The organism is Elizabethkingia sp. YR214, from assembly GCF_003058195.1.
Classification (GTDB): domain Bacteria; phylum Bacteroidota; class Bacteroidia; order Flavobacteriales; family Weeksellaceae; genus Elizabethkingia.
Map to the genome: position 1 here is coordinate 566,509 of NZ_QBUH01000001.1, position 26,911 is coordinate 593,419.

Here is a 26,911-nt window from a genome sequence, read left to right on the forward strand (position 1 = left end):
CAAACGTAAAAATGGAAAATAGTAACGATAACAAATTTGAATTTCTGAAGGGAGATAAAGTCCTTTGGATGGTTATCATTTTGATTTCCATTTTTTCCATATTTCCGGTATATTCTGCCAGCTCTAACCTGGAATATATTGTAAATAATGGTACCACAACAGGTCACGTAATCAAGCATATTTTCTTTGTACTTCTGGGGTTAGGTATTATGCGCCTTGTAGGGGTTGTTAAGTATGAGTACATCGGAAAGCTGAGCAGTATTTTACTCGGAGTTACCGTTTTTCTATTGTTACTAACCACATTTACGGGGCAGAAAATTGATGGAGCCAGTGCATCTCGTTGGCTAAAGATACCTGGTACACCAATATCTTTCCAGCCGTCTACATTTGCTTATTTAATGTTGATTATTTACATCTGTAGATATCTGACAAAAAAGATCACCAGAGAAAGATTGCCAATAGAGAATATTATTTACTTATTTGGCCCTACACTATTAGTGTTTGGTCTTGTAGCAAAGGATAATGGTTCCACAGCATTAATGATCATGTTTGTATCTTTAATAGTAATGGCACTGGGAAGACTTCCGCTGAAGTATATTATAGGCTTCTCCGGGGCAATGGGAATATTTGCAGGAATCTTCCTTGTAGTTGCTCTCAATACTAATCTTATTGGCGGAAACCGTGTACATACTTGGAAAAGCCGTATTGAGGCATTCAGCAAGAAAAAAGATGAAGCTTTAACCGAAGAGGATAAAGCAAAAAACTATCAGGTAATGCAGGCAAAAGCTGCGATAGTACATGGTGGGGCTATAGGAATGGGACCTGGTAAAAGTGCATTAAAACAAACTTTGCCACAGTCAGTATCCGATTTTATTTTTGCAATTATTGTAGAAGAGTATGGCGCTATTGGGGCAACAATACTTATTACATTATATTTCATTATGATCGTAAGAATTGTAATGATTGCCAGTAAGATTCCAATGTTCTTTGGTTCTTTGCTGGTATTGGCATTAGGAGTTATGATTTTTGTACAGCTATCCGTAAATATAGCAGTGGCAGTTAATCTTATTCCGGTTACAGGGCAGCCATTGCCACTGATTAGCTACGGAGGTACATCTATGTTGGTGACCTATCTGCAGTTAGGAATTATATTAAGTGTAAGCTCAAGAATTCTGACCAACGAAGAAGAAGGAATGGGTAAAAAACAAACAGTAGAAGAAATAAATGACATCGCCTAGAGTATTATTAAGCGGAGGAGGAACCGGAGGGCATATTTTTCCGGCGGTTTCTATTGCTCAGGAAATTCAAAAAAGATTTCCGGATGCAGAGTTTATGTTTATCGGAGCTTTGGGAAAGATGGAAATGGAAAAAGTTCCACAGGCCGGATTTAAAATTGAAGGACTGGATATTGCAGGATTCGACAGAGGTAATATTTTATCAAACTTTAAACTGCCATTCAGATTACTGAGCAGTATTTCTAAAGCAAAGAAAATTATCAGAAACTTCAAACCCGATTTTGCTGTCGGAACCGGAGGTTTTGCCAGTGGACCGGCTTTATGGGCTGCATCTCAGTTAGGAGTTCCTACATTTATTCAGGAGCAAAACTCTTTTCCCGGGGTTACCAATAAAATCCTGTCGAAAAAGGCTAAAGCAGTATTTACCGCTTATCCGGGAATGGAAAGTTTTTTTCCAAATACAGAAGTTAAATTTCTTGGAAATCCAATACGTCAGAATATTATAGATGACAAGTTGGCTCCGGAAGTAGCAAAAGAAAAATTAGGATTACAGAATAAATTAACTATACTTTCCGTAGGAGGAAGTCAGGGTTCCAGAACACTGAATAACGGATGGAAAGATAATCTGGATAAGTTGACTGAAAAAGGCTATCAGTTGATATGGCAGACAGGAAAACTTGATTATGAAGCACTAAATAAAAATCAGGAAATTCAAAACCTGAGTAGTGCTGAAGGTCAGATTTCACTGAATGAGTTTATTAAAGATATGGGAACAGCTTATTCTGCAGCAGATGTTATTGTTTCCCGTGCAGGGGCAATCGCTATTTCTGAACTTGCGGTAGCAGTAAAGCCTATTTTACTAATCCCGTTACCAACTGCAGCAGAAGACCATCAGACCAAAAATGCTCAAAGTCTGGTTGATCAAAATGCAGCCTTTATGGTTAAGGATATAGAAATGAAAGACAAATTCTGGAATACGCTGGAGCAGATTTGTGAAAATGAAGCGCTGAGAAAAGAAATGATGGTAAATCTGGAGAAATTTGGAAAACCAGAAGCTACAAAACAAATTGTAGATGAAATATTGAATAAAACAGGATTTAACCACAATAAAAATTAAAAAAACAAGAAGTCAGATGGCTGATGTTAATACATACGAAAACTATTATTTTATAGGAATTGGAGGAATCGGAATGAGTACGCTGGCGCGTTACTTCCATTCTGTAGGCAAAAAGGTGGTGGGTTATGATAAAACGCATACCAAACTTACCAATGCCCTTCAGACAGAAGGAATAACAATAAATTTCGATGATATATTAACTGATGTAGAAGAGAACCTGACTCCTGAAAATACATTAATTGTTTTTACACCAGCAATTAAGAATCTTAAAATTTTAGACTACTTTACAGAGAAGGGCTTTACCATAATGAAGAGAGCTAAAGTTTTGGGAATTCTTACTGAAACTACAGAATGTGTAGCTGTAGCCGGGACACATGGGAAAACTACAACTTCTACGCTGATTACACACCTGTGTAAAGTTGCGAATCTTCCTTTCTCAGGTTTTTTAGGAGGTATTGCAGAAAATTATGGATCTAATTTCATTTTCAATGGTACAGATATATCCGTTGTAGAAGCTGATGAATATGATCGTTCTTTCATGAACCTTCGCCCAAAGTGGGCAGTTGTAACCTCAATGGATGCAGATCATTTAGATATTTATGGTGATAAAAATACAATAGAGGAATCATTCAGAGATTTTGCAGGATTGGTTCCTGATGGTCAGCAGCTATTTGTCCGTAAAGGACTTGATATTGGCAGAGATGCAGTATCCTATGCTGTAAATGAAGAAGCTGACTATTACTCCGATCATATCCGTATGGAAGGCGGAACACTTCGATTTGATTTTCATGCCGGGGATGAAACTATTGAGGATTTTGAATGGCACTTACCGGGGATTCATAATGTAGAAAACGCGACTGTAGCAATAGCAATTGTACACCAGCTGGGAGCAAGCTATGAAGACCTTAAAAAAGGAATTAAATCTTTTAAAGGGATTAAAAGAAGATATACCAAGCATTTCTTTGAGAACGGGAAAATATATATTGATGACTATGCACATCACCCAACTGAACTAAATGCTGTAATTGGTTCAATAAAAACCTTTTATCCCGATAAAAAGCTATTAATAGTTTTTCAGCCACACTTATTTACCAGAACAAGAGATTTCGTAGATGGTTTTGCTGAAAGTTTAAGCAAAGGAGAAGAGCTGATCTTATTAGATATATATCCGGCTCGTGAATTACCAATAGAAGGCGTAACTTCTGATTGGTTATTAGAAAAAGTAAAAAGTGAAAAGAAAGAAATAAGCAGCCTTCAGGATGCATTTGAAAAAATTAAAAATAAAGAATTTGATATTCTTCTAACAGTCGGAGCAGGAAATATAGATACCCTGTACGATCCGATTATGGAATGGATGGGAAAAGAAAAAGAATAGGAGCAGTGCGTTTCAAAAGAATATGAAAAATAAATACAGAATATTAAAAATCTTCGTAGTAATAGTGCTTTTGGCATTTTTACTCAATTTTTCATTGAAACGATTCAGTACCAAAGAGCAGAAGCTAAAAATAGACTTAACACAGGAAACACCTGTATATTTTATAGATGAAGCAACCGTAAAAAGTATTGTAAAGAAAAGTAACCCTTCAGGGAAGGTAGGAACCTTAGATATACCCGCACTTGAAAAAAAATTGAATGCTCTTAAAGCAGTAGACAGCGCAAATGTGTATCTTAACCTGAATGGAGTACTAAATGTAGATGTAAAGCAAAGAGTACCGTTTATGAGAATAAACGATGGTGCGAAGCAATATTATGTGGATAGCAATGGTGAAGAATTTCCTCTTTCAGATAAATTTTCATACCCGTGTATGTTAGTTTCCGGGGATATTCCAAAAGAAGATTATAAAGCACTGTCAGAGCTTATTGCTAAAATAGGAAAAGATGATTTCAACAAAAGATATTTTGTAGGAATAAATAAAGAAGGGGGAAATTATGAGTTGCTTACTGATGAAGGAAACTTCAAGGTGCAATTGGGAGATCTGGAAAATATAGACTTTAAACTAAAAGGCTTTAAAACTTTTGCTGAAAAGTATCTTATCTACCAGGATCCAATGAAGTACAGACAAGTATCGGTAAAGTATAATAACCAGATTGTAACAACATTACGAAAGGGCTTTAAATCAGATGCTGACAGCCTTTTAACTCAGAAATTACCAAATAATATTATTGCAAGACCAGTATTGGTCTCGGATAAAAAAGCTCCGGAAAAGAAGAAAGCTCCTCCCGAGAAAAAGCCCGAGCACAAAAAAGAAAAGGGCAAAAAGACACAAGCTAAAGATAAAAAGAAAGAAAAAAAATAATAAATCAAACTGAATAATTAGAGATAGTGATGGAAACAAACGAATTTGCAGTAGGGCTCGACATTGGGACTACCAAGATTGTAGCCATTGTGGGCAGAAAAAATGCTCATGGAAAAATTGAAATAATGGGCGTAGGACGAAGTAAAAGTCTTGGCGTTCATAAGGGCATTGTTAACAATATTTCACAAACGATAAGCTCTATTCAGGCAGCTGTTTCCGAAGCTGAGAAAAGTGCGGGAGTGAAAATAAAGAATGTTACAGTAGGTATTGCCGGTAAGCACATCCGAAGCTTACAGCATTCCGATTATATAATGCGAGAGCATCCGGATAGATATATTACTGAAGACGATATAGAACAACTTAAAAACCAGGTGAAAAAGCTGGTAATGCTTCCAGGTGAAGAAATTATCCATGTATTACCTCAGGAATACAAAGTAGATTCTGAAGGAGAGATTCAGGAACCTATAGGAATGCACGGAAAGAGACTGGAAGCCAACTTCCACGTTGTTGTTGGGCAGATGGGATCTATCCGTAATATTGCACGTTGTGTAAAAGAAGCCGGATTAGATATGGAAGCTCTTACGCTAGAGCCATTAGCATCTTCCGAAGCAGTTCTTACAAAAGAAGAAAAAGAAGCAGGTGTTGCAATCGTAGATATCGGAGGAGGTACTACTGATGTCGCAATATTTAAAGACAATATTATCCGTCATACATGCGTTATTCCTTATGGCGGAGGAATTATTACAGATGATATTAAAGAAGGATGTTCTATCATCGAGAACCATGCAGAAAAACTAAAAGTAAAATTTGGTTCTGCTGTTCCCGAATTAGAAAAAGATTCAACTTTTGTTACCATTCCTGGACTTCATGGAAGACCAGACAAAGAGATCTCCTTAAAAACTTTGGCGCAAATTATTAATGCGAGAGTAGAAGAGATTCTGGAAATGGTAAATAATGAACTAAAAGGTTATGGTGCATACGAGCAAAAGAAAAAACTTATTGCAGGTATTGTACTTACAGGAGGCGGATCTAATCTTAGACACCTTCGTCAGCTTTCCAATTATATAACCGGATTTGATGCCAGAATTGGTTATGCAAACGAATATGTAGCGAATGATAAGAACCAGTTTTTAAAAGGTCCTGAATTTGCTACTTCTATCGGACTTCTTATGGAGAGCTTAAAAATTAGAGATAAGAGAGCTTTTGAGGAACCTGAGATTGTTGAACAGGTAACCGAAACAGTTACTGATAAGAAAGAAACTGTAACCGAAAATACAACAGAAGTTATAGCACAAACTCCGGTAGCAGAGGCGAGTAAGAATAAGATGAAGCCTACTCTGGGACAGTCTATTATGGAGAAAGTTCGAAAATTTTTCGAAGAAGTTGAATAATTTTTTTTAAATATCATTAAAGTTTGCTAAATTTTGCAGACCGTTATATAAACGAAACAAAGAATGGAAAATATAAGTGTACAAGGATTTCAGTTTGATTTGCCAAAAGGAAATTCATCAATTATAAAAGTTATCGGTGTTGGAGGAGGTGGTAACAACGCACTGAAGCACATGTACGAGAGAGGGATTCATGGAGTAGATTTCGTCATTTGTAATACCGATGCGCAGACATTAGACAATAACCCTGTTGCCAACAAAGTACAGTTGGGTGTAACCATGACCGAAGGTCTTGGTGCCGGAGCAGATCCTGAGGTTGGAGAAAAGGCAGCTATTGAAAGTATCGACGATATCAAAGCCTCTATGGGACAAAATACCAAAATGGTATTTATCACTGCCGGAATGGGAGGTGGTACTGGTACCGGTGCGGCCCCAGTAATTGCTAAAGTTGCAAAAGAAATGGGTATCCTTACCGTAGGTATTGTAACTATTCCGTTTAGCTTCGAAGGGAAAAGAAGATTAGAACAAGCTGAACTTGGTCTTGAAAAGCTGCGCAATAATGTCGATTCATTAATTGTTATTAATAACGATAAGCTTCGTCAACAATTTGGTAACCTTGGTTTCAAATCAGGTTTCTCAAAAGCCGATGAGGTTTTAACCAATGCTGCAAAAGGGATGGCCGAGGTTATTACCGGTTATTTTGATGTAAACATTGACTTCCGTGATGCTAAATCTGTACTTCAGAATAGTGGTACAGCATTAATGTCTAACGGTATTGCTTCCGGTGAGAACAAAGCAGAAGATGCTGTTAAGAAGGCATTAGATTCTCCATTGTTGAATGATAATAAAATTACAGGAGCAAAGAATGTTTTGCTATTGATCAGAAGTGGAAACGAAGAAGTTACCATGGACGAAATCGGTATCATTATGGACCACATCCAAAAAGAAGCAGGACATACAGCGGATATCATTTTCGGGGTTGGCTCCGATGAAGAATTAGGAGATTCTGTAAGCGTACTTGTTATTGCTACAGGATTTGCAAAAGAGCATCAAAAATATTCAGGACCTACGGAAAAAATTGTACACAGCCTTTCCGAAGATAAATCTGCACCTCAGATAAAAAGAGAATCCCCATTCAAAACTTCCGAAGAGCAAGTTGTTACTTCAGGAAAAGATTTATTTCGTTTAGATGATGAGGATGATGCTCCAAGACCCGAATTTCCAGTTAATTCTATAGAAAAAAGTGCAGACAGAGCACAATTTTTTGTAGAAGAAACGCCTACTGAAATTCAGTTTTTAGATAAAGAGGAAGAAGGTTTTGGTGATCAGAACTGGAAACTAGAGAATGATAGTAATGAGTTCAATTTATTTTCTTTTACCGGAGAACCTCAGGCAAAAGAAGATCAGGCTCAGGATTTCCAATTTAACGGAGAATTATTCGAAGAAGAAGAAAAGCCGGTAGCTTTTACATTCAACTTTGCAGATGATAGAGTTGAGGTACAGGAACCTGCAAACAGAATAGAAGAAACACAGGTTAATGAAGTTGTAGAAGCTGAGGTTACGCAAACACCAGTAGAAAACCCTTCAGAAGTAACAATAGAAAATATTACTATTGTTGAAAAGCCATACGAAGAAGAAATCAGTATTGTAAACAAAGCTCCTTTAAATGAAAATCAATTAAAGATTGAAGAGCGTCGTAATAAACTGAAAGAGTTTAACTCCAGATTCGTTAATACAGAAGCTGAAAATGCTTTTGAAACGATTCCTGCATTCAAGAGAAAGAATATTAATATCGACGGAGAAAATGCTTCCGATCATACTATTAATTCATTCTTTTCCGAAGACAAAGGACAGATGAATCTTCGTGAAAACCGTTTTTTAAATAAAGACGTAGACTAAATTATAACAATGTAAAAATGTATCAATATAACAACCTCCCTCTGAGCAATTATTGGTAAACTGTTATATTGATACATTGTTAAATCTTAAAATAAGATGAGCTTAGAAGTAAAAGTAATGGACGCAATGAAGACAGCCATGAAGGAGAAAGACAAAGTCGCTCTGGATGCATTGCGTGCTATTAAAGCCCAAATAATATTAGTGAAAACTGACGGAAAAGGAGCAGATGTTACACCAGAGCAAGAAATTGCAATTCTACAGAGAATGGTGAAGCAGCGTAAAGACTCTATGGAGCAATTCAATGCTCAGAATCGTCAGGACCTTGCTGAGGTAGAAGAAGCTCAGACAAAGGTTATAGAAAAATTCTTACCTGCACAGTTAAGCACAGAAGAACTGGAAGCTGAAATAAAGAAAATTATTGAAGAATCCGGAGCTGAAGGAGCAAAAGACTTAGGTAAAGTAATGGGGGTAGCCTCCAAAGCATTAGCCGGAAAATCCGATGGGAAAAGTATTTCGGAAATGGCTAAAAAGCTATTGAGTTAGATATGAAAGAAAGGAGGAAAGAAATCTATTCTTTCTTCTGAATTCATACGCTAGCATTTAATTTGAGATATCATTAATCTGTATATCGGTTTGATTTAAACCCGGAACTACGAGTTGGTTCTGGGTTTTTTGTCATAATGTCCGATTACTATTGAACATATTTTTCATAGATGTAGTATATTGATACATCTGTAAAATATGTTTACTTTTGTATGAGATATTTCAATTATTATAAAAAAATTAAATTATGTATCCATCAGATTTAGTATTGCCTATGAAGGCAGAACTTACCAGCAACGGATTCGAAGATCTTACTACTCCTGAGGCAGTAGACGAGGCTATAAAACAACAAGGAACAACCCTGTTAGTAATTAACTCTGTATGTGGTTGTGCAGCAGGTGCAGCAAGACCAGGTGTTATAGCATCTTTATTAGGTGATAAAAAACCAGATCATCTTACAACTGCTTTTGCAGGATATGATACCGAAGCGGTAGCAGAAGCTAGAAAGCTTTTAGCTCCGTTCCCACCTTCTTCTCCGGCAGTAGCATTATTTAAAGATGGTGAGTTAGTACACATGCTAGAGCGTCACCACATCGAAGGTAACCCTGCAGGAGCTATAGCAGCTAACCTTCAGGCAGCTTACAACGAATATTGCTAATTAGCTATTTGTAATGATAAATTTAAGCCATCTTTTTAAGGATGGCTTTTTCTTTGTCAAAAAATCTTTACAAAAGCTAAAAAACATTATATTTGTTTTTTAGGCATTTTATGGCAACAAAAGCGCTTTTCAATTCTGTGGTAAACTGGTTTATTGGGAGAAGAATAGACCAGATTGAGCGCTTCATTGCTCATCCCTACGAAACGCAAAAAGGGGTCCTCTTTTCTCAACTTTTTCTCGCAGAGGATACTGAATACGGACTAAAATATGGTTTCAAAAGTATTTCCAGCATTAGCGATTTTCAAAATAGAATCCCTATTGTTAGCTACGAAGATTTTGAACCTTATATAGAAAAGGCCCGTCAGGGCGAATCAGATATTATCTGGCCCGGACAAATTAAGCGTTTCGCTAAATCCTCGGGCACAACTAATGCCAAGAGTAAGTTTATTCCAATTACAGAAGAAAGTCTTGAGGACTGCCATTATAAAGCAGGAAAAGACCTTATCGCACTCTATGTGAATAACCATCCTGAATCCGAACTCTTTCAGCATAAAAACCTTCGCTTGGGGGGAAGTTCAGAAATGTATCAGGATTTCAATACCAAGTTTGGAGACCTGTCGGCAATACTTATTGAGAATCTTCCGTATTGGGTAGAAGTCATTAATACTCCGAGCAGAAAGGTCTCATTAATGGGAGAGTGGGAGAGTAAACTAAAAGCAATAACTGCTGAGGTTAAAAGCCAGGATGTTGGCAGCCTAACCGGAGTGCCAAGCTGGATGATGGTTTTACTTCTAAGATTACTGAAAGAAACCAATGCAGATAATATAGGACAACTCTGGCCAAATCTTGAAGTATTTTTCCATGGTGGTATAAGCTTTATCCCTTACAAAGATCAATATAAGCAGTTGATGGGTAAGGATATCAATTACTACGAGATTTATAATGCATCAGAAGGATTCTTTGGTATTCAGGACAGGTCTGGAGCGGACGATATGCTCTTGATGCTGGACTACGGAATTTTCTATGAATTTATCCCGATGGAACACTTCGGAGAATCTCACCCTAAAACAATTACCCTTGAAGATGTAGAGATCGGAAAGAATTATGCAATGGTGTTGACTACAAATGGTGGGCTATGGCGTTACCTGATAGGCGATACCGTAAAGTTTACTTCAACCAATCCTTACAGAATAAAGGTTTCCGGAAGAACCAAGCATTATATCAATACTTTTGGTGAGGAACTGATGATAGATAATGTTGAAGTTGCACTAAAAAAAGCCTGTGATTATACCAATTCGGAAATTATAGATTATACAGGAGCACCAATATATATGAACGGAAACGAATCCGGTGCACATGAATGGGTGATAGAATTCTCTAGAAAGCCATCTGAAATTGAAGCTTTTACTCGTATATTCGATGATACTCTAAAGAAAGTTAATTCAGATTATGAGGCAAAACGTTATAACAATATAACTCTTAAAGAGCCGGTAGTTCATATAGCCAAATCAAACCTGTTCTATGACTGGATGAATAGCAGAGGAAAGCTTGGTGGACAAAATAAAGTGCCGAGACTAAGTAACAACCGGGAATATATAGACCCGCTTTTAGATATGAATAAATATTAAAAAATAAAAAATCCCTCAGAATTTTCTGAGGGATCTTGTTTTTATGAAGTTTTAGGCTCTTTTTCCTTCTTTTTAGGAGACTTCTCTGCTTCCAGAGCATCTTTAGCCTCATTAATCTTAAGGGTGATTTTATCGCCTTCTTTCAACTGTTTGTTTACAAGCATTTCTGCCAGCAGATCTTCAATGTATTTCTGAATTGCACGCTTCAACGGACGGGCACCAAAATCTTTATCCCAGCCTTTTTCAGCAATGAACTCGGTAGCTTCATCGGAAAGCTCAACATGGTAGTCAAGTTTTTCCAGTCTGCTATACAATTTACCTAACTCCAGGTTAATGATTTTCTTAATATCATCTTTTTCCAGAGAGTTGAAGATTACAATGTCATCTATTCTGTTCAGGAATTCAGGAGCAAATGCTTTTTTAAGAGCATTTTCAATTGTACTTCTTGCTCTGGTGTCTGATGTAGACTTTTTAGCTGAAGTTCCGAACCCTACACCATCACCGAAATCTTTAAGATCTCTGGTTCCGATATTTGAAGTCAGGATAATAATGGTATTACGGAAGTCTACTTTTCTACCCAAGCTATCAGTAACATGTCCTTCATCCAGAATCTGAAGAAGAATATTGAATACATCTGGGTGAGCCTTTTCGATCTCATCCAAAAGAACTACAGCATAAGGCTTTCTGCGTACAGCTTCTGTAAGTTGTCCACCTTCTTCATAGCCTACATATCCCGGAGGCGCACCTACTAATCGGCTCACAGCAAATTTCTCCATGTATTCACTCATGTCTATTCTGATTAGTGCTTCGTCTGAATCAAAAAGTTCACGAGCCATTACTTTGGCTAATTCTGTTTTACCAACACCAGTTGTACCAAGGAAAATAAATGTTCCGATAGGTCTGTTCGGATCTTTTAACCCTGCGCGGTTTCTCTGAATTGCTTTTACAACTTTGCGAACTGCATCTTCCTGACCGATAACTTTACCGTTAAGCATGGCATCCATCTGGGAAAGTTTATCCAGCTCGTTTTTGCCTACTTTAGTTACCGGAACACCACTCATCATAGATACTACTTCAGCAACATTCTCTTCGGTAACAACTTCTTTCTTCTCTTTTACCTCTTTATCCCAGTTTTCCTGAGCAAGGTTAAGTTCAATTTGTAGACGTTCTTCCTCATCTTTAAGCTTGCGGGCTTCAAGATAATCCTGTGCTTTTACAGCTTTCTGCTTTTGCTCTTTTACCTCTTCTATCGCTTTTTCGTACTCGATAATTTCGGTAGGAACTTTCATGTTTTTGATATAAACACGAGATCCGGCCTCGTCTAAAGCATCAATTGCTTTATCCGGAAGGAAACGGTCGGTGATATATCTTGCTGTTAAATTAACACAAGCTTTGATAGCATCATCAGTATAAGTTACATTGTGATACTCCTCATATTTATCTTTGATCTGGTTAAGGATCTGAATACTTTCTTCAATAGTGGTAGGTTCTACCATTACTTTTTGGAAACGACGCTCTAAAGCACCATCTTTCTCGATGTACTGACGATATTCGTCCAGAGTTGTAGCACCAATACATTGGATTTCGCCTCTTGCCAAAGCAGGCTTGAACATGTTTGAAGCATCCAGAGATCCTGTAGAACTTCCGGCACCAACAATAGTATGAAGCTCATCGATAAACAGAATTACATCTCTGTTTTTCTCCAGCTCAGACATAATAGCCTTCATTCTTTCTTCAAACTGTCCTCTGTACTTAGTTCCTGCAACAAGACTTGCCAGATCCAGAGTGATTACTCTTTTATTGAATAATACACGGGATACTTTTTTCTGGTGTATTCTTAGTGCTAAACCTTCAGCAATAGCAGATTTACCTACTCCTGGTTCACCGATTAGAAGAGGATTGTTTTTCTTTCTTCTGGAAAGAATTTGAGATACTCTCTCAATCTCTTTTTCACGGCCGATTACAGGATCTAGTTTTCCGTCTCTTGCAAGTCCGGTAAGATCTCTACCGAAGTTATCAAGAACCGGAGTTTTACTCTTACCTGTTCCCAGATTTCCGGAAGGTTTTTTCATCTGACTGAATGCATCATCTTTGTCTTCATCATCATCGAATGCCTGATTTTTAGGCAAATCGCCGTTTTCCTTCAGCATAGATTTATAGTGCTTGGATACAGCTTGATAATCGATGTCGTAAGACTCCAGAATGCTGGTTGTCGGATCTTCGGTTTTATACAAAATACCCAGTAACAGGTGTACAGTATTCACTTCTGTAGATTTATATAATCTGCATTCAAGTGCTGCACGTTTAATAGCCTGATCTGCCATTTTAGTTAACGGAATCTTTTCCGTTACCATAGCATTCGGGTTGTTACTAGTTATGTTAAGGCTTTCAATCTTTCTTCTTATTTGTGTTAAGTCGGCGTTGAAATCCTCAAGAATAGCGTAAGCGGAAGAGTTCTCAGACTTTATAATACCCAATAATAAATGTTCAGTATTGAGGAATTCACTCTGCAATCTCTTGGCCTCATTACGGCTATTGTTGAACACTTGGTTCATCCCTTTTGAGAATTGATATTCCATGATTTTAAAATGTATACTAATTTAAAAGTTATTTCTGAAAAAGTTCTTGTTTTGTTATAGAAGTTTTTCAGCTTATTGAAATTTGCAAACATCTTACCAAAGAAAAAATATGCCGTTATGGCACAAAAAGATTTGATTTTAAGCGAATTGTTTATTAGGTTTGCGCCAAAATTGTATTCGTTATGAATGAAAGCTGGGTTGAAATTGTAGGTTATATAGCATCAGTACTAATAGTTCTGGGCTTTATACCGAAAGACGTATTAAAAATCAGACTTATTAATCTGGCAGGTTGTATTTGCTTTGTAATTTATGGTATTTACAGAGGGATGCTTTGGCCGATTATTATACCCAATGCAATTATCTGTTTCATTCAGGTTTACTATCTTCTTCAGAAAAAGGTAAAAAAGTAGATTATATGATCATTTCTTCCAAAATCTTTACCTTTGCATAAAGCATTTTAATAATGACAATTCAAGAAAAACAGAAGGCTTTAGTAGATGATTTTGCTTTCCTGGAAGACTGGGAGCAGAAATATGAATATATCATTGATTTGGGTAAAGAATTGAAAGGATTATCTGAGGACAAGAAGACCGACGAGAACCTTATTCGCGGGTGCCAGTCCAAAGTATGGATTGATGCTGAATTTAAGGATGGTAAATTATTCTTTCAGGCAGATTCCGACGGAATACTTCCTAAAGGTATTGTAGCAATGCTTACTCAGGTATACAGCGGCCACTCAACACAAGAAATTCTAGACTCCGATTTTAAATTTATTGAAGAAATAGGCCTTCAGGAGTTTCTTTCACCATCCCGTGCAAACGGGCTGATGGCAATGACCAAGCAAATTAAATTTTACGCAGTAGCATTTCAGTTAAAAAGTTGAAAACTATCTTGGCATACCGCTTCTCCGCATTTGGCGATGTAGCGATGACTGTACCTGTTTTTCGGGAATTTCTCGAACAAAATAAGGGTGTTCGTATTGTAATGGTTTCCAGAAAAGGCTTTTCGGGGCTTTTTGAAGGAATTGAAGGAATTGAATTTGTCGGAATTAACATAGACGACTACAAAGGAATTCTTGGTATGCGAAGGCTTGCCAAAGAACTTCTGAAAAAATATAATCCCGATTTTATTGCGGATCTACATGATGTGATCAGATCCAAAATTCTTTACCTATTCTTTAAAAGGAGAGGTTTTAAGGTTTATAAGATTAATAAAGGAAAAGAAGATAAAGAAGAACTTACTGATGTATGGAATCTGAATAAGCACCAGTTGAAAAAAACAACTGAACGATATGCAGATGTTTTACGCTCTATGGGGTATTCTGTAAAGCTTTCCCATACATTAAGACCTTTAACTAAAGATAAATCCGGAATTGGTTTTGCACCATTTGCTCAGCATAGAGGGAAAATGATGCCTCTTGAGAAATCTTTTGAACTTGTAAGGGAGCTTGCGAAAAGCGAGCATATTTACTTTTTTGGTGGAGGAGCATCCGAAGTGGAGGTTTTATCCAAATGGGAGAAAGAAATACCTAATACAACTTCTTTAGCGGGTAAACTAAGCCTTTCAGACGAATTAAATATGATATCGAAACTTCGGGTGATGATATCTATGGATTCGGCCAATATGCATTTAGCTTCTTTGGTGGGGACACGTGTGGTTTCTGTCTGGGGAGCAACGCATCCATATGCCGGATTTTTAGGCTACGGACAAAAAGAAGAAGATGTAGTAGGTGTGAAGGATCTAACCTGCAGGCCATGTTCTGTTTTTGGTGATAAAGAATGTTATCGTGGTGACTGGGCTTGTCTGGAAGAACTGAAAATACAACAAGTAATAGATAAGATAAAGAAATAAAAAAAACTCTCAGAAAACTGAGAGTTTTTTTGTGGGTCCTGAGGGATTCGAACCCCCGACCCTCTGGGTGTAAACCAGATGCTCTGAACCAACTGAGCTAAGAACCCGAATTTTTTAAAGGATTTCGAACCTTTTGTGGGTCCTGAGGGATTCGAACCCCCGACCCTCTGGGTGTAAACCAGATGCTCTGAACCAACTGAGCTAAGAACCCTCTTTTAGAGTTATTTTCTCTTTTTGAGTGGTGCAAATATACAACTTATTCGTGAATTGCCAAATTTTTTTCTAAAAAATCTCCAACAACAAAGTTGCTTCCTCCAATAAAGATCATATCGTCTGAAATACAATTTTCTTTAGCAGCTAAATAACCTGACTGTACATTATTGAATATCTGATAGTTTAGATTTTCTTTTTTGATAAGGCTTTCATATTCCTGAGGATTTCGCCCTCTGTGAATAGATGGTTTTACAAAATAAAATTTTTCATTTTTTGGAAGCAAAGGAATTACATCGTCTATATTTTTATCGTTTACAAAGCCAAGAACAATATGTTTTGACTGAGAATAGGTTTTCAACTGGTTAAATACATATTCCAATCCCGCCTGATTGTGCCCGGTGTCACAAATAGTAAGAGGACTTTGAGAAAACTCAAACCAACGACCAATAAAATTGGTGTTTTTATGAACGTGCAAAAGACCTTTTTCTAAAGACTCTTCCGAAATAGAAATATTCTGATGACGTAGTTCTTCGACTAGTGCCAGAACAACTCTGATGTTATTTTTCTGATAAGTTCCTTTTAAATCGGAGTTTAATTCAGGAGCCAAATCTGTAGCGTCTATAAACTTAGCATTAAGCTCATTTGCCTTTTGTTGGATGATATTCCTTACCGATGGATTTTCGTCGCCAGAAACAATAGGAATCCCTGTTTTTATAATTCCTGCCTTTTCTGTTGCGATCTCTTCTTTTGTATTGCCTAAAATATTGGTGTGATCCAGCGCAACATTGGTAATAGCTGTAAGTATAGGCGAGATAATATTAGTTGCATCTAATCTGCCTCCTAAACCTACTTCTATAATGGCAAAATCCACGTTCTGTTGCCGGAAGTACTCGAATGCCATAATGGTTGTAAACTCAAAGAATGAAGGCTTTATTTCCTCAGGAAGATTTTTCAGTTTTTGAATAAAATCATAAACAAACTCGTCGTTCGCATTCTTTCCATTTACTTTTATTCTTTCCGTGAAATGAATAAGGTGAGGAGAATTGTATAATCCGATTTTATAGCCTTCTTCCTGTAATACAGATGCCAGCATATTGCTGGTAGACCCTTTGCCATTAGTACCACCGATATGAACCATCTTAAGTTCCTTTTGTGGATTCCCAAAATATTCACAAAGTCGGATAATATTATCTAATCCGGGTTTATAAGCCTTTATACCATCAGTTTGATAATTAGGCATTTGTACAAAAAGCCATTCCAGGGCTTCTTGATATTCAGATTTTGTCATGATGATTTCATCGGTTTAGAAAGTGATGCGATATACTCCGGTAGAGGAGAAGTTAGCTTTTTCAGCTTTTACATATTGTTTTACCCACTGGATAGAAGTAGAGACGATACATGGATCCGAAATACCCCCTGAACGTCTTACAGATATTACATTTCCAGCTTTATCTACAGTATAAGCCAGTGTAATAGATCCTGATGCTTTACAAGAATGTACGGGCTGAGCACCGCCACGTCCCATGGTACCAGGAATATAGCCGGTAAGTTTTCTGTCAACTCCGATTTTGCTGTCGCCATTACCATCTCCGCCTAAAGGATCCCCTGCATTTCCGGCTTTTCCACCGTCACCCTGAGAACCATCTTTTGTTCCGCGTCCTTTTAGCAGATTTCCTATAGCTGCGGTTCCTTTTCCATCACCAGTTGCTCCTTGTTTTTTATTAGGACCATCGGCTTTAGTATTTCCGGTAGTCGTTTTCTTTGCGTCGCTTTTTTTAGTCTCTTTAACAGAAGACTTGGTAGCCGTTTTTTTCTCTGCTTTGTCTACTTTGGCAACGGGTATTTTTTCGTTTTTACCTGTAATAATTTTTTCTTTAGCCTCAATAGGTGGCTCTGGCTTTGCTATTTCTTTTACTGGCTCCTCTTCTACAACAGGTTTGGTTTCGAGAGGTGCAAAGCTCCCTTCCTGTTCTTTAGGCTCTTCAGTTCCGTTACCATTGCGATTGTCACCGAAATTAACAAGCATTGTATTAATAACTTCAGCTTCTTTCGGGAAGTTTACTTTAACGGAATACAGTGCAATAAAAAGCAGGAGTGTAGTCCAAACTATAGTGGTTATTACAGCACTTTTTAGTTTGTCTTTTCTTTCTTCCTTTTTATTTACTGAGAAATAACTCATCTTTTGTGTTTATTCAGCCTCTGTAGTAGTGGCGATCGCAATGTTGTATTTGTGCTTTTCTGCAATTTCCATAACGAAAACTACATCTTTATGTAAGCAGTCTTTATCGGCTCTTATTGTAAAAGATGGACTTGTTACATTCTGTAATCTGTTTACAATAAGGCTCTCCAGTTCGTTTCTCTGTACTTGTTTTTCATCTATAAAATAAGATCCATCCGGTTTAATGCTTACAGACAAAGGATTAGGAATATCCATTGCCTCGCTTTCTCCTTTAGGAAGTTTCACATCTATTGCATTTTGATTGGCTGCAGAAGAGGTGATCATGAAAAATATAAGAAGCAGCAATATAACGTCTGTCATTGCTGCCAAACTGAATTCAGGATTTGCTTTATTTCTTCTTGAGATTTTCATGATATTCTTACAAAGGTTTGTTGATGATATCTAAGAACTCTGCAGACAAGTTTTGAATCTTCAGAATGAATTTGTCAATTTTTGTCAGCAACAGGTTGTAAAAGAAGTTAGCCGGGATTGCCACTGCAAGACCTGTAGCTGTTTGTCCTAATGCTGTATAAATACCCTCTGAAAGTGTTTTCGGAGAGAATGAACCTGTAGAGTTAGACAAATTGAAGAAGGCTAATATCATCCCGATTACGGTACCTAAAAGTCCTAACATAGGTGCAATACTCGGTACAGCTGCCAACAAGTTAAGATTCATTTCCATATTAGCAACCTCAGCTTGTCCCTGACCTTCCATCGCATTTACAATGTCAGATACCGGACGGCCAATACGGGAAAGCCCTTTTTCCAGAATTCTGGCTTCAGGAGAATCCTGACGGGAGCAATAATCTATCGCTGCATCTACCTTTCCGTCTTTTAAGAAATCTTCAATATTTCTCATAAGATTAGGATCGGTATTGGAAGACATTCTTTTGATAAAGAAGAATCTTTCCAAAAACAGGTAAAAAGAGAATATACCCAGTAATAAAACGGTTATCATTACCACATTGGCAAATATATTACCGTGGAACATTATTTTCCAGAAAGAAAATTCCTGGGTTGTTGCCGCCACCTGAGTCTGTGCCTGCAATATGGTTGATATTTCTAAAAATGCCATTAATGAATTTGTTTAAATTTTAAAACGCAAGTTTCCTATAGATATTGTTGAGAACAATATATTAGAATACTTGTTTACGGAAAAGTTAAATTTTACTCTTATTCGTCGTCTGCCTCGGTAGTATCCTGTCTAAAGTGACATTTTAGTTTAAAGGCAATTGGTTCGTCCGAAAAAGTATAAAAATCATCTATGTTTCCTTGCCAGATTAACTGAAGATCTCCATTCTCATCTTTAGAGAATTTCAACTCATTATCATGGATGAAGGCATCTTCGTCATCATATAAATTTACACCACAATAGGTTTCTTCTTCAGAATCATTCACATTGAATGTCTGCCCTACAAGTTTGTCTGTATCAATAGGGAAGTCCGAAATGCTTAAAGAAAGCTGTGGAAAATTATACTGCAAAGAGTCGTCATCAACGTGATCCAGATCATCATCCGTAATGATTTCTACTTCCAGGAAGTTTTGCTTATTACTATAGACTGCCTTGCAGTAACTACTTTTAATATTGTACTTAAGGATCTCTTCCGGATGGTAGATTTTCAAAATCCCTTTCATAGGATAGTTTAAATGCTTTTAGTTAATTAATAATCAGTATATGGAACAAAGATAAAAAACATTTTTTTTCAGACAAGATACAAGGCTTCAAAATTATTTAAAATTAAATTTCACCGTAAACATAATCTGGCTTGGACGGATATACATTCTTCTGTATGTAGTACCAATAGAGCTGTTTCCTATTTGTTCATATGTCTTTGTATTGGCGATGTTTAACCACTTTATTTCAAAATCTATTTTCTTTTTAGCCCATGTATATTGGTAAGTTAAATCATAGAATGGGTTTTGAAAACTTTGTCCACCTTGGGAGAAATTTGTCTGATCCCAGTTAAATCCAATAGAGTGATTCTCGATAGGGTAGAATATTAAGTTTAGATTTTGAGTCCAGTTATTAGACTTTACAGTTGTCTCTCTTCCCTGTGTTGTATACAGGTTATTTCCCCATCCATAGTTCATTGTATAATCTAGACTCATCCAGCTGAAGTAAGCATTGTTAAATTTGAATGCTATACTTTCATTGTTGTTTTTAGAGCGTTGAAGAATATTATCATTTAAGCTTAAAGACTTGTTGTTGCTATTTGTAAAACTTACAGAAGCATTTGTTTTAAACTTAGGGAAATATTTACCTACCTCGAAGCTTTGTGAGTTAGTATTAATATCATTATTTCTAACAATATAAGCAAGTGTTACGTTTCCCCCATTGTAAGAAGTATTTGCCATAAGGTTATTTCTCGTATTGGAAACGCTGCCTCGTATATTAAAGAATAAGTTATTCAAAGGATTTCTATATTCTATTCTCGCTCCTGATGACTGCACTCTGTTTTGGGATAAAACACCATCCGCAGCTGTTGCTATAAGGCTTGATGGCGTTTGTAATATATAGCCAGCATATACACTATTAATAGTCCCGAAATTATAATTAATATTACCGCTAACAGAGGCTTTCCAAAATGATGCAAATTCATATTGAGCAAATAAACTAGGCTCAAATGTAGTTTTTTGAAGATCGATTGCTACCTTCCTTGCAGGATCTGTTGCTTTAATATTATTAAAGTTAACAGGAAGCGTTAGATACATACTGAAGTTTGATCCTTTATAATTAATCTGGGTAGAAGCTGTTGGAGTTGTGTTGGTGAATTCCAGGTTATTGGAATAGTCATCTCCATAATTTTCTCTATATCCATTATTATCAACACCAAACAGAGTTGTATTCAATTTATTACTTATATATGAGATCCCAATCTCTGGAGTGAATGTCCATTTTTTAGCAGAGAAACTAACATTTACTGCATTGTTGGTTTCAAAAGTTTTAGTTCTTAAATATTGTTCTGCAATTTTTGCGTTAGGTGAATATGCAAATATAGGTGTGAAAATAGGCTTCCCTGAAGAATCAAAAGACTGTTTGTCTGTAAATTTAATGGGATCTACACGAAGTGTTTGTCTGTCTGTCTGATAATTGATAAAAGATCTGACATTAATTAACTTTTCTTTCCAAGGAATAATCGTACTCAAGGAGTTTTGAAAACTTGTTGTAGGCGATTCTAAGGCTTCATTGGCAGGATTCGCAATAAATCCAGAGCTTTGACTGATACTTCTGTCAATAACAGCACGATCTGCATTCCAGAATTGGGAGAAAGTTGTGGTGTTTTTAAAGAAGCCTTTTTTAGCATTCTTAGTGAAGATAACTTCTCCTTTTACTTTATCTGTATAAAAGTTGTTTTTAATTGCATTTGTTACTTTTGCCCCTTGGTTAAACTGAGGTATGTATTGCGTTTCATTATACGACTCTCTTTCTACAGCATTGTTAGTATAACTAGCATTGGCTTTGAACTCCCATTCTTTATTTTTATTCAAATTTGTTAGTAGATTTCCGGAGAGATAGTGAACGCTGTTCATTAAATATCTTTTTTGCGGAATATTTGGCGCATCAGAATTGTCCACATTCAGCCAATTATTTTGGCTAATGTTTCTTCTAATACCTTCATAGCGGCCTCCAAAAGACAATATGTTTCCTTCATTTTCTACGGCCTCACCATTATTATTGGATTTATAATTAAATAACCATTGTATCTTATCGGTAAAGAGCATTGGTGTTAATTTTACATTCCATAAAAGAGGAGAGGCTCCTAATCCTATTTCTCCTCGGCCAGTCATGGTTACAGATTTTTTTAATTTGATATTAATCGCTGCACGATCACTCGGAACTTTATCCTGAAGAATTTTTACAGGCTGGTGATTTTCCATAATTTCTACCTTACCAATGGCATCAATAGGTAAAGAATTGTTGATGGTGCCATAGCCTCCTTCCATTAAATCTTTTCCGTTGACATAGAATTTATTAAGTGGCTCACCTTGGTACAAGATTGTTCCGTCTTTATTAACGTCTATACCTGGGATTTTCTTAAGTGCATCTGCTAAAACACGGTCATTTTTATTGGCAAAAGCTTTCAGGTCATACGCAATTGTATCTCCTCTTTTTGTGATGAGTTTAGTTTTTAGTACCACCTCTTTTATTTCGGTAACATCAGATGCAAGACTGAAATTGACGGTCTGATCCTGGTTGCTAACTTCTTTAGTTTGTGGTTTTTGATTGAATGCTTTAACTTTTATATTGATTTTGGATAAATCTGTGTTGAAGACAATTTTATAATTTCCTTTGCTGTCGGTAATTCCGTAAGCAATAATTACAGGGTTATCTGGGTTTTCGATAGTGACACTTGCGCTTGCAATTCCGTTGCCACTAGTATCCGAAACTTTTCCGGAAATAGTCTTCTGTGCAAACAGGAAAAAGGTTGCCATGAAGAACAAAAGAGTTAAGAGTTTTTTCATATCAAATTTTATAACTAAATAATTAGTAAACGAAATTGTGACTTTGTTACAGATAAAAATAAATAAATTTCATAATAGTTAAGATAAATGATCATGCATAAAGTTAAATATAGCCTCGGAAAATGTGGAAAATAACAATAAAAGTCATGTTATATATTGAGTTTACGGTATGGTCTTTGACGCAAAAGTTGTACTTTAGATGGCTATTTTATTCATAATAAATTAAATTAAAATGAAAGTAGAACAAATATATACAGGATGTCTTGCACAAGGAGCTTACTATATTGTATCTCAGGGAGAAGCAGTAATTATAGATCCATTAAGAGAAGTGCAGCCATATCTGGATAAATTACGACAGGACAATGCGAAGCTAAAATACATTCTCGAAACTCACTTCCATGCGGACTTTGTGTCAGGGCATGTTGATTTAAGTGGTAAAACAGGAGCAGCCATCGTTTATGGACCTACTGCAAAACCTGAATTTGAAGCAACCATTGCTAAAGATGAGGAAGTTTTTGAGGTAGGTAATATCAGGATAAAAGTATTGCATACACCCGGGCATACGATGGAAAGTTCATGCTATCTCCTTATTGACGAGAATGGAAAAGAAACAGCTCTGTTTTCAGGAGATACTTTGTTTTTAGGAGATGTTGGAAGACCAGATCTTGCACAAAAAGGTAAAGATCTTACACAAGAAGATCTTGCAGGAATGCTTTATGATAGCCTGATGAATAAGATTATGCCTTTATCAGATGAAATAACGGTTTACCCTGCTCACGGAGCCGGAAGTGCTTGTGGTAAAAATATGCAAAAGGAAACGGTAGATACTTTGGGAAATCAAAAGAAAACTAATTATGCACTGAATCAGCCGGATAAAGTAGCTTTCGTTAAAGAAGTTACGGATGGATTAACGCCGCCACCAGGATATTTTGCTATGAATGTTGCTATGAACAAGATGGGTTATGAAAGTTTTGATCATGTTCTTGAACAAGGGCTTAAGCCATTATCTGCAGAAGATTTTGAAGCTGCGGCAGATGAAACAGGAGCATTGATTCTGGACACAAGACCTGCAGCAGAATTTTATAAAAACTTTATTCCTCAATCTGTAAATATCGGAGTGAAAGGAGATTTTGCACCATGGGTTGGAGCAATGATAGTAGATGTAAAGCAGCCGCTATTATTGGTGACAGATGAAGGAAGTGAAGAGGAGGTTATTACCCGTCTTAGTCGCGTAGGCTTTGATAATGTATTAGGGTATCTTAAAGGCGGTGTTCCGGTATGGCAATCAGCTGGAAAAGAAACTGATTCTGTGGATAGAATTACCCCTGAAGAATTTGCTCAAAGATATACAGAGGATGCTAAAGTAATAGACGTAAGAAAAGAAGGTGAATATGCTGCAGAGCATATAGCAGATGCATTTAGCCGTCCTTTGGCGTATATCAATACATGGATAAAGGATATTGATCCAAAAGAACATTTCTTCCTGCACTGTGCAGGTGGTTACAGAAGTATGATCGCAGCAAGTATTCTACAGGCAAGAGGTTACCGTAATTTCACAGAAGTGGAAGGTGGTTTTGGTAAGATTAAATTAACAGAAGTGCCAACAACGGATTTTGTATGTCAAAGCAAATTGTAGGAAGTATACTAACTATTCTGTTATTTGGTGGCATGATTTCCTGTTCGGTAACCCCAAAAACAGAGAACCAAAAAATAAGCAGGCTTGTAAATGATAACAAAACGTTTTTAGTAGATGTCCGTACTCCGGAGGAATATAATGCTGAAAAAATAGAAGGAGCTATTAATATTCCGCTGGATCAGATTGAAAACAGATTATCTGAATTTCGAGGTAAGAAGAACATTGTTGTTTTTTGTCGCACCGGAATAAGAGCAGGAAAAGCAAAAGATCTGTTACAAAAAAATAACGTGCCGGATGTTTATAGCGGAACTTCTTATCAGAATGTTTTTGAGGTAAAAAAGAATAAAACTAAAAACTGAGAAAAATGTCAGCAAAATTTAATGAACTTATTCAGTCAGAGAGACCGGTATTAATAAACTTTTTTGCAACGTGGTGTCAGCCATGTAAAGTAATGTCTTCAGTTTTAAATACTGTTAAACGGAATGTAGAAGAGGAAGCCCGAATTGTAAAAATAGATATAGATCAGTACCAGTCTATAGCTGCAGAATATGGGGTGAGAAGTGTTCCGACATTACTACTCTTTAAAAAAGGTGAGTTGTTGTTCCGACAGAGTGGTGTAATGGATGTAAACAGTCTGACAACAGAACTGAAAAAATATATATAAGATAAAAAGAGCCTGATTTTTCAGGCTCTTTTTATTTAAAATGTATAGGAACAGGTTATTGCAAGATTTCTTCCGGGAGAGATAAACCTTTGGGTATAACCTGAACTGGCTGAGGTTTTATTTAGATATTCAGTATAGGCTCTGTTGAAAATATTTCTGAGCTGTAATGTAGCATTGAAGTTTTTGAATACCTCAACACGGGCATCAATATTAAACAGCGTAAAATCTTTCGTTGCGATTTCTCCAAATAAAGGATTTGTTCTGTTTTGCTGTCCAGTGTATCGCATCTCTGCACCCAGAATGAATACATTGAAGTTTCCTTCTAGTCGGAAGCGTGTTTCTAATGGTGCGATTTCAGGAAGAGGAACATCCTGACTCATATTTTTTGCATAAGTATAAGCTGCTGCTGCCTCGGTTCTCAGATAATTTGTAATATTCCACTGGACGGATCCTTCAATACCAGCTTTATAAGCATTGTCTATATTTATCATTTGACGGACTCCTTTAAACATCGGGAATGTAGGTTTTATATCTGTAGAAATTTCAGAGGATATAAAGTCTTTCAATCTGGAATAAAAAGCATCCATCTGGAAGCTCAACTTGTCTTTTTTATAAGAATATACCAAGTCTATCTGATAGTTTTTTTCCGATTTTAAGAAAGGATTTCCCAGGTACTGATAGAAATCGTTCCCAAGAGGGAAGAAGCTTATATAGCGTTCAGTAATACCCGCGCTTCTTTCTCCGCGACCTATTAATACAGTTATCTGCTGATGCTGGTCTAAAACTTTGTTGTAAGAAAGACTAAAGCTGTGTGTTGTCTGGTTTGTTGAAAGTTTATCCCCATACCATGTAGTAAAAAGAGGGGAAGGATCATTAGCAGTTGAATGAGAATAATCTAATCTGTAAGAAGCCGTAATTTTATTATTTCCCCAATGACGCTGGAACTCATTAAACCAGCCTAAACGGTTTATTTGTCCATTCTGCCAGGTGCTATAACTTTTCATGGGCATTCCACCGTGCGACATATTCATTTCCTGCGGAACTTCCCGTTCTCCGTCATGACGGAAATCGGCACCTGTGTAAAGCAGATTGTTATCCCACTGTAATTTAAGTTCGGCACGTCCACCTCCGGACCTGCTTTTTATTCTGGAGATCATACTCATGTCAGGAGCTCCCATGGTATGATCTACTTCTGATAAATAACTGCTCAGGCTTAATTTTTTGAAAACAGAATTCTGGAAAGTCATATCATGCTTTAGAGAGTATAGCCATGTATTATCTTTTAGAAGATCCATCATTCCGGTTGCAAACTTTACATCTCTGGCCTGATTAGTTGTTACCTGTGCGGTTGTTACATTATGATCATTCCACTGATAGGATACCCGAGAGCCAATATTATATCTTTCGAAAGCAGAAGGGACTTTATTACCATTGCCGTCTTTATAATCATCAGCTTTTTGATAAGAGCCAAACAAGTCTATATTGAATTTGCGAGTAGAAAGACGGGTAAGAAGCTCATTGCGTGTTCCATATCCGTTGGTCTCATATCCGGTAGAAAGTCTGCCGCTAAAAGCAGGTTTTTCAGTAAACTTCGGATCAATACTTACAAAATTAATGGTGCCTCCGAAAGAATTCCCGAACCGGAATTGATACGGACCTTTGTAGATCTCAGCTTCTTTCACAAGGTTTAGGTTTACCTGACTTGCAGGTGGATCCATTCTGCTTGGGCAGGCTTGTATACTTGTAAGAGATCCGTCATTGACAATATTAAGCTGCTCGAATTTAAATCCTCTTAAAACAGGATCTGTTGCATAGCTTCCGGCAATTCTACGTCCGCTGATTTCCGGAAGATTGGTGAGGAAATTTCCGGCATCATGATTTAGAAAATCAGAATGATTTGCAGAGATTTTTTTACTGGTGTTGTTTTTGAGAATACGTACTACTTCAATATTTTGCTGAAGTATTGAATCTGATTTCTGAGCGTATATATTGCTTGCGCCAAGGCTTAAAAATGCCACGACAGCGATATTTTTATTGGATAATATCATAATGTGTTATAATAAGTTTAATGATGATGTCTGATTATTAGAAGAATAACCAGATTGAAATAAACGATGTACGGTTTGTACATGTTTATATATTCGGAGAAATTAAACTTATAATACGGGAGGCCTTAGATGCAGGCGCAGAAATCCAAATAACAGAGTCTGGATTTTATGAGGAACTTCTTGAAATACAGGTAAGATCCTATGAATAGAAACCGAAGTTTCAAGGGCTGGCAATCCAATAAATTCTGAAGCTATTTTTAACCATGTAAAATTAGGATTGCGAGTTTCTTCTTGGTTCAGTTGGCATTTTCCGTTACAATGCAGTTCCGGTTTATTTTTATTGGTACAATTTTCAAGATACCAGTCCATATTGATTTTATATTCTGCCCATACCCATGTCTTCTGGAAAACAAGAAGGGTGCAGATAAAACTAAATAAATATGGAGTAAGTCTTTTCAAGAAAATTAATTCTA

At 36.7% G+C, this 26,911-nt stretch carries 24 protein-coding genes and 2 tRNA genes; 15 read left to right on the plus strand and 11 right to left on the minus strand.

Annotated features, from left to right (window positions below):
- Nucleotides 1–11 precede the first annotated feature (11 nt).
- From C8J95_RS02550 to C8J95_RS02590, 9 genes are all read left to right on the plus strand, one after another.
- Nucleotides 12–1,238 (plus strand): FtsW/RodA/SpoVE family cell cycle protein, encoded by a 1,227-nt coding sequence (locus C8J95_RS02550; protein WP_107807482.1) that lies wholly within the window; start codon nt 12–14, stop codon nt 1,236–1,238.
- Nucleotides 1,225–2,352 carry an undecaprenyldiphospho-muramoylpentapeptide beta-N-acetylglucosaminyltransferase gene (gene murG / locus C8J95_RS02555; RefSeq protein WP_107807483.1) on the plus strand — a complete coding sequence of 376 codons (1,128 nt, stop codon included), beginning with the start codon at nt 1,225–1,227 and terminating at the stop codon, nt 2,350–2,352. Before C8J95_RS02550 ends, murG begins: the two co-directional genes overlap by 14 nt.
- A gap of 16 nt (nt 2,353–2,368) precedes the next feature.
- The gene (murC, locus tag C8J95_RS02560) at nt 2,369–3,727 is read left to right on the plus strand and encodes a UDP-N-acetylmuramate--L-alanine ligase (RefSeq protein WP_107807484.1); all 1,359 of its coding nucleotides are present in this window, start codon (nt 2,369–2,371) and stop codon (nt 3,725–3,727) included.
- Nucleotides 3,728–3,749: 22 nt separating this feature from the next.
- Nucleotides 3,750–4,649, plus strand: a complete 900-nt coding sequence (locus tag C8J95_RS02565) for a cell division protein FtsQ/DivIB (protein ID WP_107807485.1) — start codon at nt 3,750–3,752, stop codon at nt 4,647–4,649.
- A 29-nt stretch (nt 4,650–4,678) separates the two neighbouring features.
- On the plus strand, nt 4,679–6,040 hold the full coding sequence (ftsA, locus tag C8J95_RS02570; RefSeq protein WP_107807486.1) for a cell division protein FtsA: 1,362 nt from the start codon (nt 4,679–4,681) through the stop codon (nt 6,038–6,040).
- Nucleotides 6,041–6,103: 63 nt separating this feature from the next.
- The gene (gene ftsZ / locus C8J95_RS02575) at nt 6,104–7,936 is read left to right on the plus strand and encodes a cell division protein FtsZ (RefSeq protein ID WP_107807487.1); all 1,833 of its coding nucleotides are present in this window, start codon (nt 6,104–6,106) and stop codon (nt 7,934–7,936) included.
- 96 nt (nt 7,937–8,032) lie between these two features.
- Nucleotides 8,033–8,479: a GatB/YqeY domain-containing protein gene (locus C8J95_RS02580; RefSeq protein ID WP_107807488.1), complete on the plus strand. Its 447-nt coding sequence runs from the start codon at nt 8,033–8,035 to the stop codon at nt 8,477–8,479.
- A 247-nt stretch (nt 8,480–8,726) separates the two neighbouring features.
- Nucleotides 8,727–9,137 carry a BrxA/BrxB family bacilliredoxin gene (locus tag C8J95_RS02585; protein ID WP_009090298.1) on the plus strand — a complete coding sequence of 137 codons (411 nt, stop codon included), beginning with the start codon at nt 8,727–8,729 and terminating at the stop codon, nt 9,135–9,137.
- 110 nt (nt 9,138–9,247) lie between these two features.
- Nucleotides 9,248–10,765 carry a GH3 auxin-responsive promoter family protein gene (locus C8J95_RS02590; RefSeq protein ID WP_107807489.1) on the plus strand — a complete coding sequence of 506 codons (1,518 nt, stop codon included), beginning with the start codon at nt 9,248–9,250 and terminating at the stop codon, nt 10,763–10,765.
- A gap of 41 nt (nt 10,766–10,806) precedes the next feature.
- Here C8J95_RS02590 and C8J95_RS02595 read toward each other — a convergent pair whose 3' ends face one another.
- Nucleotides 10,807–13,344, minus strand: a complete 2,538-nt coding sequence (locus C8J95_RS02595; protein WP_059322809.1) for an ATP-dependent Clp protease ATP-binding subunit — start codon at nt 13,342–13,344, stop codon at nt 10,807–10,809.
- 182 nt (nt 13,345–13,526) lie between these two features.
- Between C8J95_RS02595 and C8J95_RS02600 the strand changes: the two genes are divergently transcribed.
- Genes C8J95_RS02600 through C8J95_RS02610 form a run of 3 tightly spaced genes read left to right on the plus strand, consistent with a single transcriptional unit; the run spans nt 13,527 to nt 15,195 of the window.
- Nucleotides 13,527–13,754, plus strand: a complete 228-nt coding sequence (locus tag C8J95_RS02600) for a uroporphyrinogen decarboxylase (RefSeq protein ID WP_107807490.1) — start codon at nt 13,527–13,529, stop codon at nt 13,752–13,754.
- A gap of 53 nt (nt 13,755–13,807) precedes the next feature.
- Nucleotides 13,808–14,227 (plus strand): SufE family protein, encoded by a 420-nt coding sequence (locus C8J95_RS02605; protein WP_009090307.1) that lies wholly within the window; start codon nt 13,808–13,810, stop codon nt 14,225–14,227.
- Nucleotides 14,224–15,195, plus strand: coding sequence for a glycosyltransferase family 9 protein (locus C8J95_RS02610; protein ID WP_107807491.1), 972 nt, complete (start codon nt 14,224–14,226; stop codon nt 15,193–15,195). Before C8J95_RS02605 ends, C8J95_RS02610 begins: the two co-directional genes overlap by 4 nt.
- A gap of 32 nt (nt 15,196–15,227) precedes the next feature.
- Here C8J95_RS02610 and C8J95_RS02615 read toward each other — a convergent pair.
- The 8 genes from C8J95_RS02615 to C8J95_RS02650 form a co-directional block, all read right to left on the minus strand.
- Nucleotides 15,228–15,302, minus strand: a tRNA-Val gene (locus C8J95_RS02615).
- Between the two features lie 29 nt (nt 15,303–15,331).
- Nucleotides 15,332–15,406 (minus strand) — tRNA-Val (locus tag C8J95_RS02620).
- Nucleotides 15,407–15,451: 45 nt separating this feature from the next.
- Nucleotides 15,452–16,696 carry a folylpolyglutamate synthase/dihydrofolate synthase family protein gene (locus tag C8J95_RS02625; protein WP_107807492.1) on the minus strand — a complete coding sequence of 415 codons (1,245 nt, stop codon included), beginning with the start codon at nt 16,694–16,696 and terminating at the stop codon, nt 15,452–15,454.
- Between the two features lie 15 nt (nt 16,697–16,711).
- Complete coding sequence (locus C8J95_RS02630) at nt 16,712–17,587, minus strand: ferric siderophore ABC transporter substrate-binding protein (RefSeq protein ID WP_107807493.1); 876 nt, start codon at nt 17,585–17,587, stop codon at nt 16,712–16,714.
- A 9-nt stretch (nt 17,588–17,596) separates the two neighbouring features.
- On the minus strand, nt 17,597–17,998 hold the full coding sequence (locus C8J95_RS02635) for a biopolymer transporter ExbD (protein ID WP_009090321.1): 402 nt from the start codon (nt 17,996–17,998) through the stop codon (nt 17,597–17,599).
- Between the two features lie 7 nt (nt 17,999–18,005).
- A complete protein-coding gene (locus tag C8J95_RS02640; RefSeq protein WP_024563795.1) occupies nt 18,006–18,701 on the minus strand; it encodes a MotA/TolQ/ExbB proton channel family protein in 696 nt (231 codons plus the stop codon).
- 98 nt (nt 18,702–18,799) lie between these two features.
- Nucleotides 18,800–19,261, minus strand: a complete 462-nt coding sequence (locus C8J95_RS02645; protein ID WP_107807494.1) for a hypothetical protein — start codon at nt 19,259–19,261, stop codon at nt 18,800–18,802.
- Nucleotides 19,262–19,354: 93 nt separating this feature from the next.
- Nucleotides 19,355–22,090 carry a carboxypeptidase-like regulatory domain-containing protein gene (locus tag C8J95_RS02650; RefSeq protein WP_185124583.1) on the minus strand — a complete coding sequence of 912 codons (2,736 nt, stop codon included), beginning with the start codon at nt 22,088–22,090 and terminating at the stop codon, nt 19,355–19,357.
- A gap of 232 nt (nt 22,091–22,322) precedes the next feature.
- Here C8J95_RS02650 and C8J95_RS02655 point away from each other — a divergent pair, with 232 nt between their 5' ends.
- The 3 genes from C8J95_RS02655 to trxA are packed head-to-tail and all read left to right on the plus strand — an operon-like array spanning nt 22,323 to nt 24,390.
- The gene (locus C8J95_RS02655) at nt 22,323–23,726 is read left to right on the plus strand and encodes a rhodanese-like domain-containing protein (protein ID WP_107807496.1); all 1,404 of its coding nucleotides are present in this window, start codon (nt 22,323–22,325) and stop codon (nt 23,724–23,726) included.
- Nucleotides 23,708–24,085 (plus strand): rhodanese-like domain-containing protein, encoded by a 378-nt coding sequence (locus tag C8J95_RS02660; RefSeq protein WP_107807497.1) that lies wholly within the window; start codon nt 23,708–23,710, stop codon nt 24,083–24,085. The genes C8J95_RS02655 and C8J95_RS02660 overlap by 19 nt, the downstream gene beginning before the upstream one ends.
- A gap of 5 nt (nt 24,086–24,090) precedes the next feature.
- Entirely contained in the window at nt 24,091–24,390 is a 300-nt protein-coding gene (gene trxA / locus C8J95_RS02665; RefSeq protein WP_107807498.1) for a thioredoxin, read from the plus strand.
- 35 nt (nt 24,391–24,425) lie between these two features.
- On the opposite strand, the gene C8J95_RS02670 is transcribed toward trxA, so the two are convergent.
- Together C8J95_RS02670 and C8J95_RS02675 are read right to left on the minus strand one after the other, a co-directional pair.
- Nucleotides 24,426–26,408: a TonB-dependent receptor domain-containing protein gene (locus C8J95_RS02670; protein WP_255412704.1), complete on the minus strand. Its 1,983-nt coding sequence runs from the start codon at nt 26,406–26,408 to the stop codon at nt 24,426–24,428.
- A 138-nt stretch (nt 26,409–26,546) separates the two neighbouring features.
- On the minus strand, nt 26,547–26,897 hold the full coding sequence (locus C8J95_RS02675; RefSeq protein WP_255412705.1) for a hypothetical protein: 351 nt from the start codon (nt 26,895–26,897) through the stop codon (nt 26,547–26,549).
- Nucleotides 26,898–26,911: the final 14 nt, after the last annotated feature.

Excerpts from the sequence above, each read along its gene's own strand:
- C8J95_RS02550 (WP_107807482.1), top strand. The coding sequence starts at position 12 with ATGGAAAATAGTAACGATAACAAATTTGAATTTCTGAAGGGAGATAAA.
- C8J95_RS02565 (WP_107807485.1), top strand. The coding sequence starts at position 3,750 with ATGAAAAATAAATACAGAATATTAAAAATCTTCGTAGTAATAGTGCTT.
- C8J95_RS02660 (WP_107807497.1), top strand. The coding sequence starts at position 23,708 with ATGTCAAAGCAAATTGTAGGAAGTATACTAACTATTCTGTTATTTGGT.
- ftsZ (WP_107807487.1), top strand. The coding sequence starts at position 6,104 with ATGGAAAATATAAGTGTACAAGGATTTCAGTTTGATTTGCCAAAAGGA.
- murG (WP_107807483.1), top strand. The coding sequence starts at position 1,225 with ATGACATCGCCTAGAGTATTATTAAGCGGAGGAGGAACCGGAGGGCAT.
- C8J95_RS02640 (WP_024563795.1), bottom strand. The coding sequence starts at position 18,701 with ATGGCATTTTTAGAAATATCAACCATATTGCAGGCACAGACTCAGGTG.
- C8J95_RS02655 (WP_107807496.1), top strand. The coding sequence starts at position 22,323 with ATGAAAGTAGAACAAATATATACAGGATGTCTTGCACAAGGAGCTTAC.
- trxA (WP_107807498.1), top strand. The coding sequence starts at position 24,091 with ATGTCAGCAAAATTTAATGAACTTATTCAGTCAGAGAGACCGGTATTA.
- C8J95_RS02595 (WP_059322809.1), bottom strand. The coding sequence starts at position 13,344 with ATGGAATATCAATTCTCAAAAGGGATGAACCAAGTGTTCAACAATAGC.
- C8J95_RS02635 (WP_009090321.1), bottom strand. The coding sequence starts at position 17,998 with ATGAAAATCTCAAGAAGAAATAAAGCAAATCCTGAATTCAGTTTGGCA.
- C8J95_RS02650 (WP_185124583.1), bottom strand. The coding sequence starts at position 22,090 with ATGAAAAAACTCTTAACTCTTTTGTTCTTCATGGCAACCTTTTTCCTG.
- C8J95_RS02590 (WP_107807489.1), top strand. The coding sequence starts at position 9,248 with ATGGCAACAAAAGCGCTTTTCAATTCTGTGGTAAACTGGTTTATTGGG.
- C8J95_RS02585 (WP_009090298.1), top strand. The coding sequence starts at position 8,727 with ATGTATCCATCAGATTTAGTATTGCCTATGAAGGCAGAACTTACCAGC.
- ftsA (WP_107807486.1), top strand. The coding sequence starts at position 4,679 with ATGGAAACAAACGAATTTGCAGTAGGGCTCGACATTGGGACTACCAAG.
- C8J95_RS02600 (WP_107807490.1), top strand. The coding sequence starts at position 13,527 with ATGAATGAAAGCTGGGTTGAAATTGTAGGTTATATAGCATCAGTACTA.
- C8J95_RS02645 (WP_107807494.1), bottom strand. The coding sequence starts at position 19,261 with ATGAAAGGGATTTTGAAAATCTACCATCCGGAAGAGATCCTTAAGTAC.
- murC (WP_107807484.1), top strand. The coding sequence starts at position 2,369 with ATGGCTGATGTTAATACATACGAAAACTATTATTTTATAGGAATTGGA.
- C8J95_RS02625 (WP_107807492.1), bottom strand. The coding sequence starts at position 16,696 with ATGACAAAATCTGAATATCAAGAAGCCCTGGAATGGCTTTTTGTACAA.
- C8J95_RS02605 (WP_009090307.1), top strand. The coding sequence starts at position 13,808 with ATGACAATTCAAGAAAAACAGAAGGCTTTAGTAGATGATTTTGCTTTC.
- C8J95_RS02580 (WP_107807488.1), top strand. The coding sequence starts at position 8,033 with ATGAGCTTAGAAGTAAAAGTAATGGACGCAATGAAGACAGCCATGAAG.
- C8J95_RS02630 (WP_107807493.1), bottom strand. The coding sequence starts at position 17,587 with ATGAGTTATTTCTCAGTAAATAAAAAGGAAGAAAGAAAAGACAAACTA.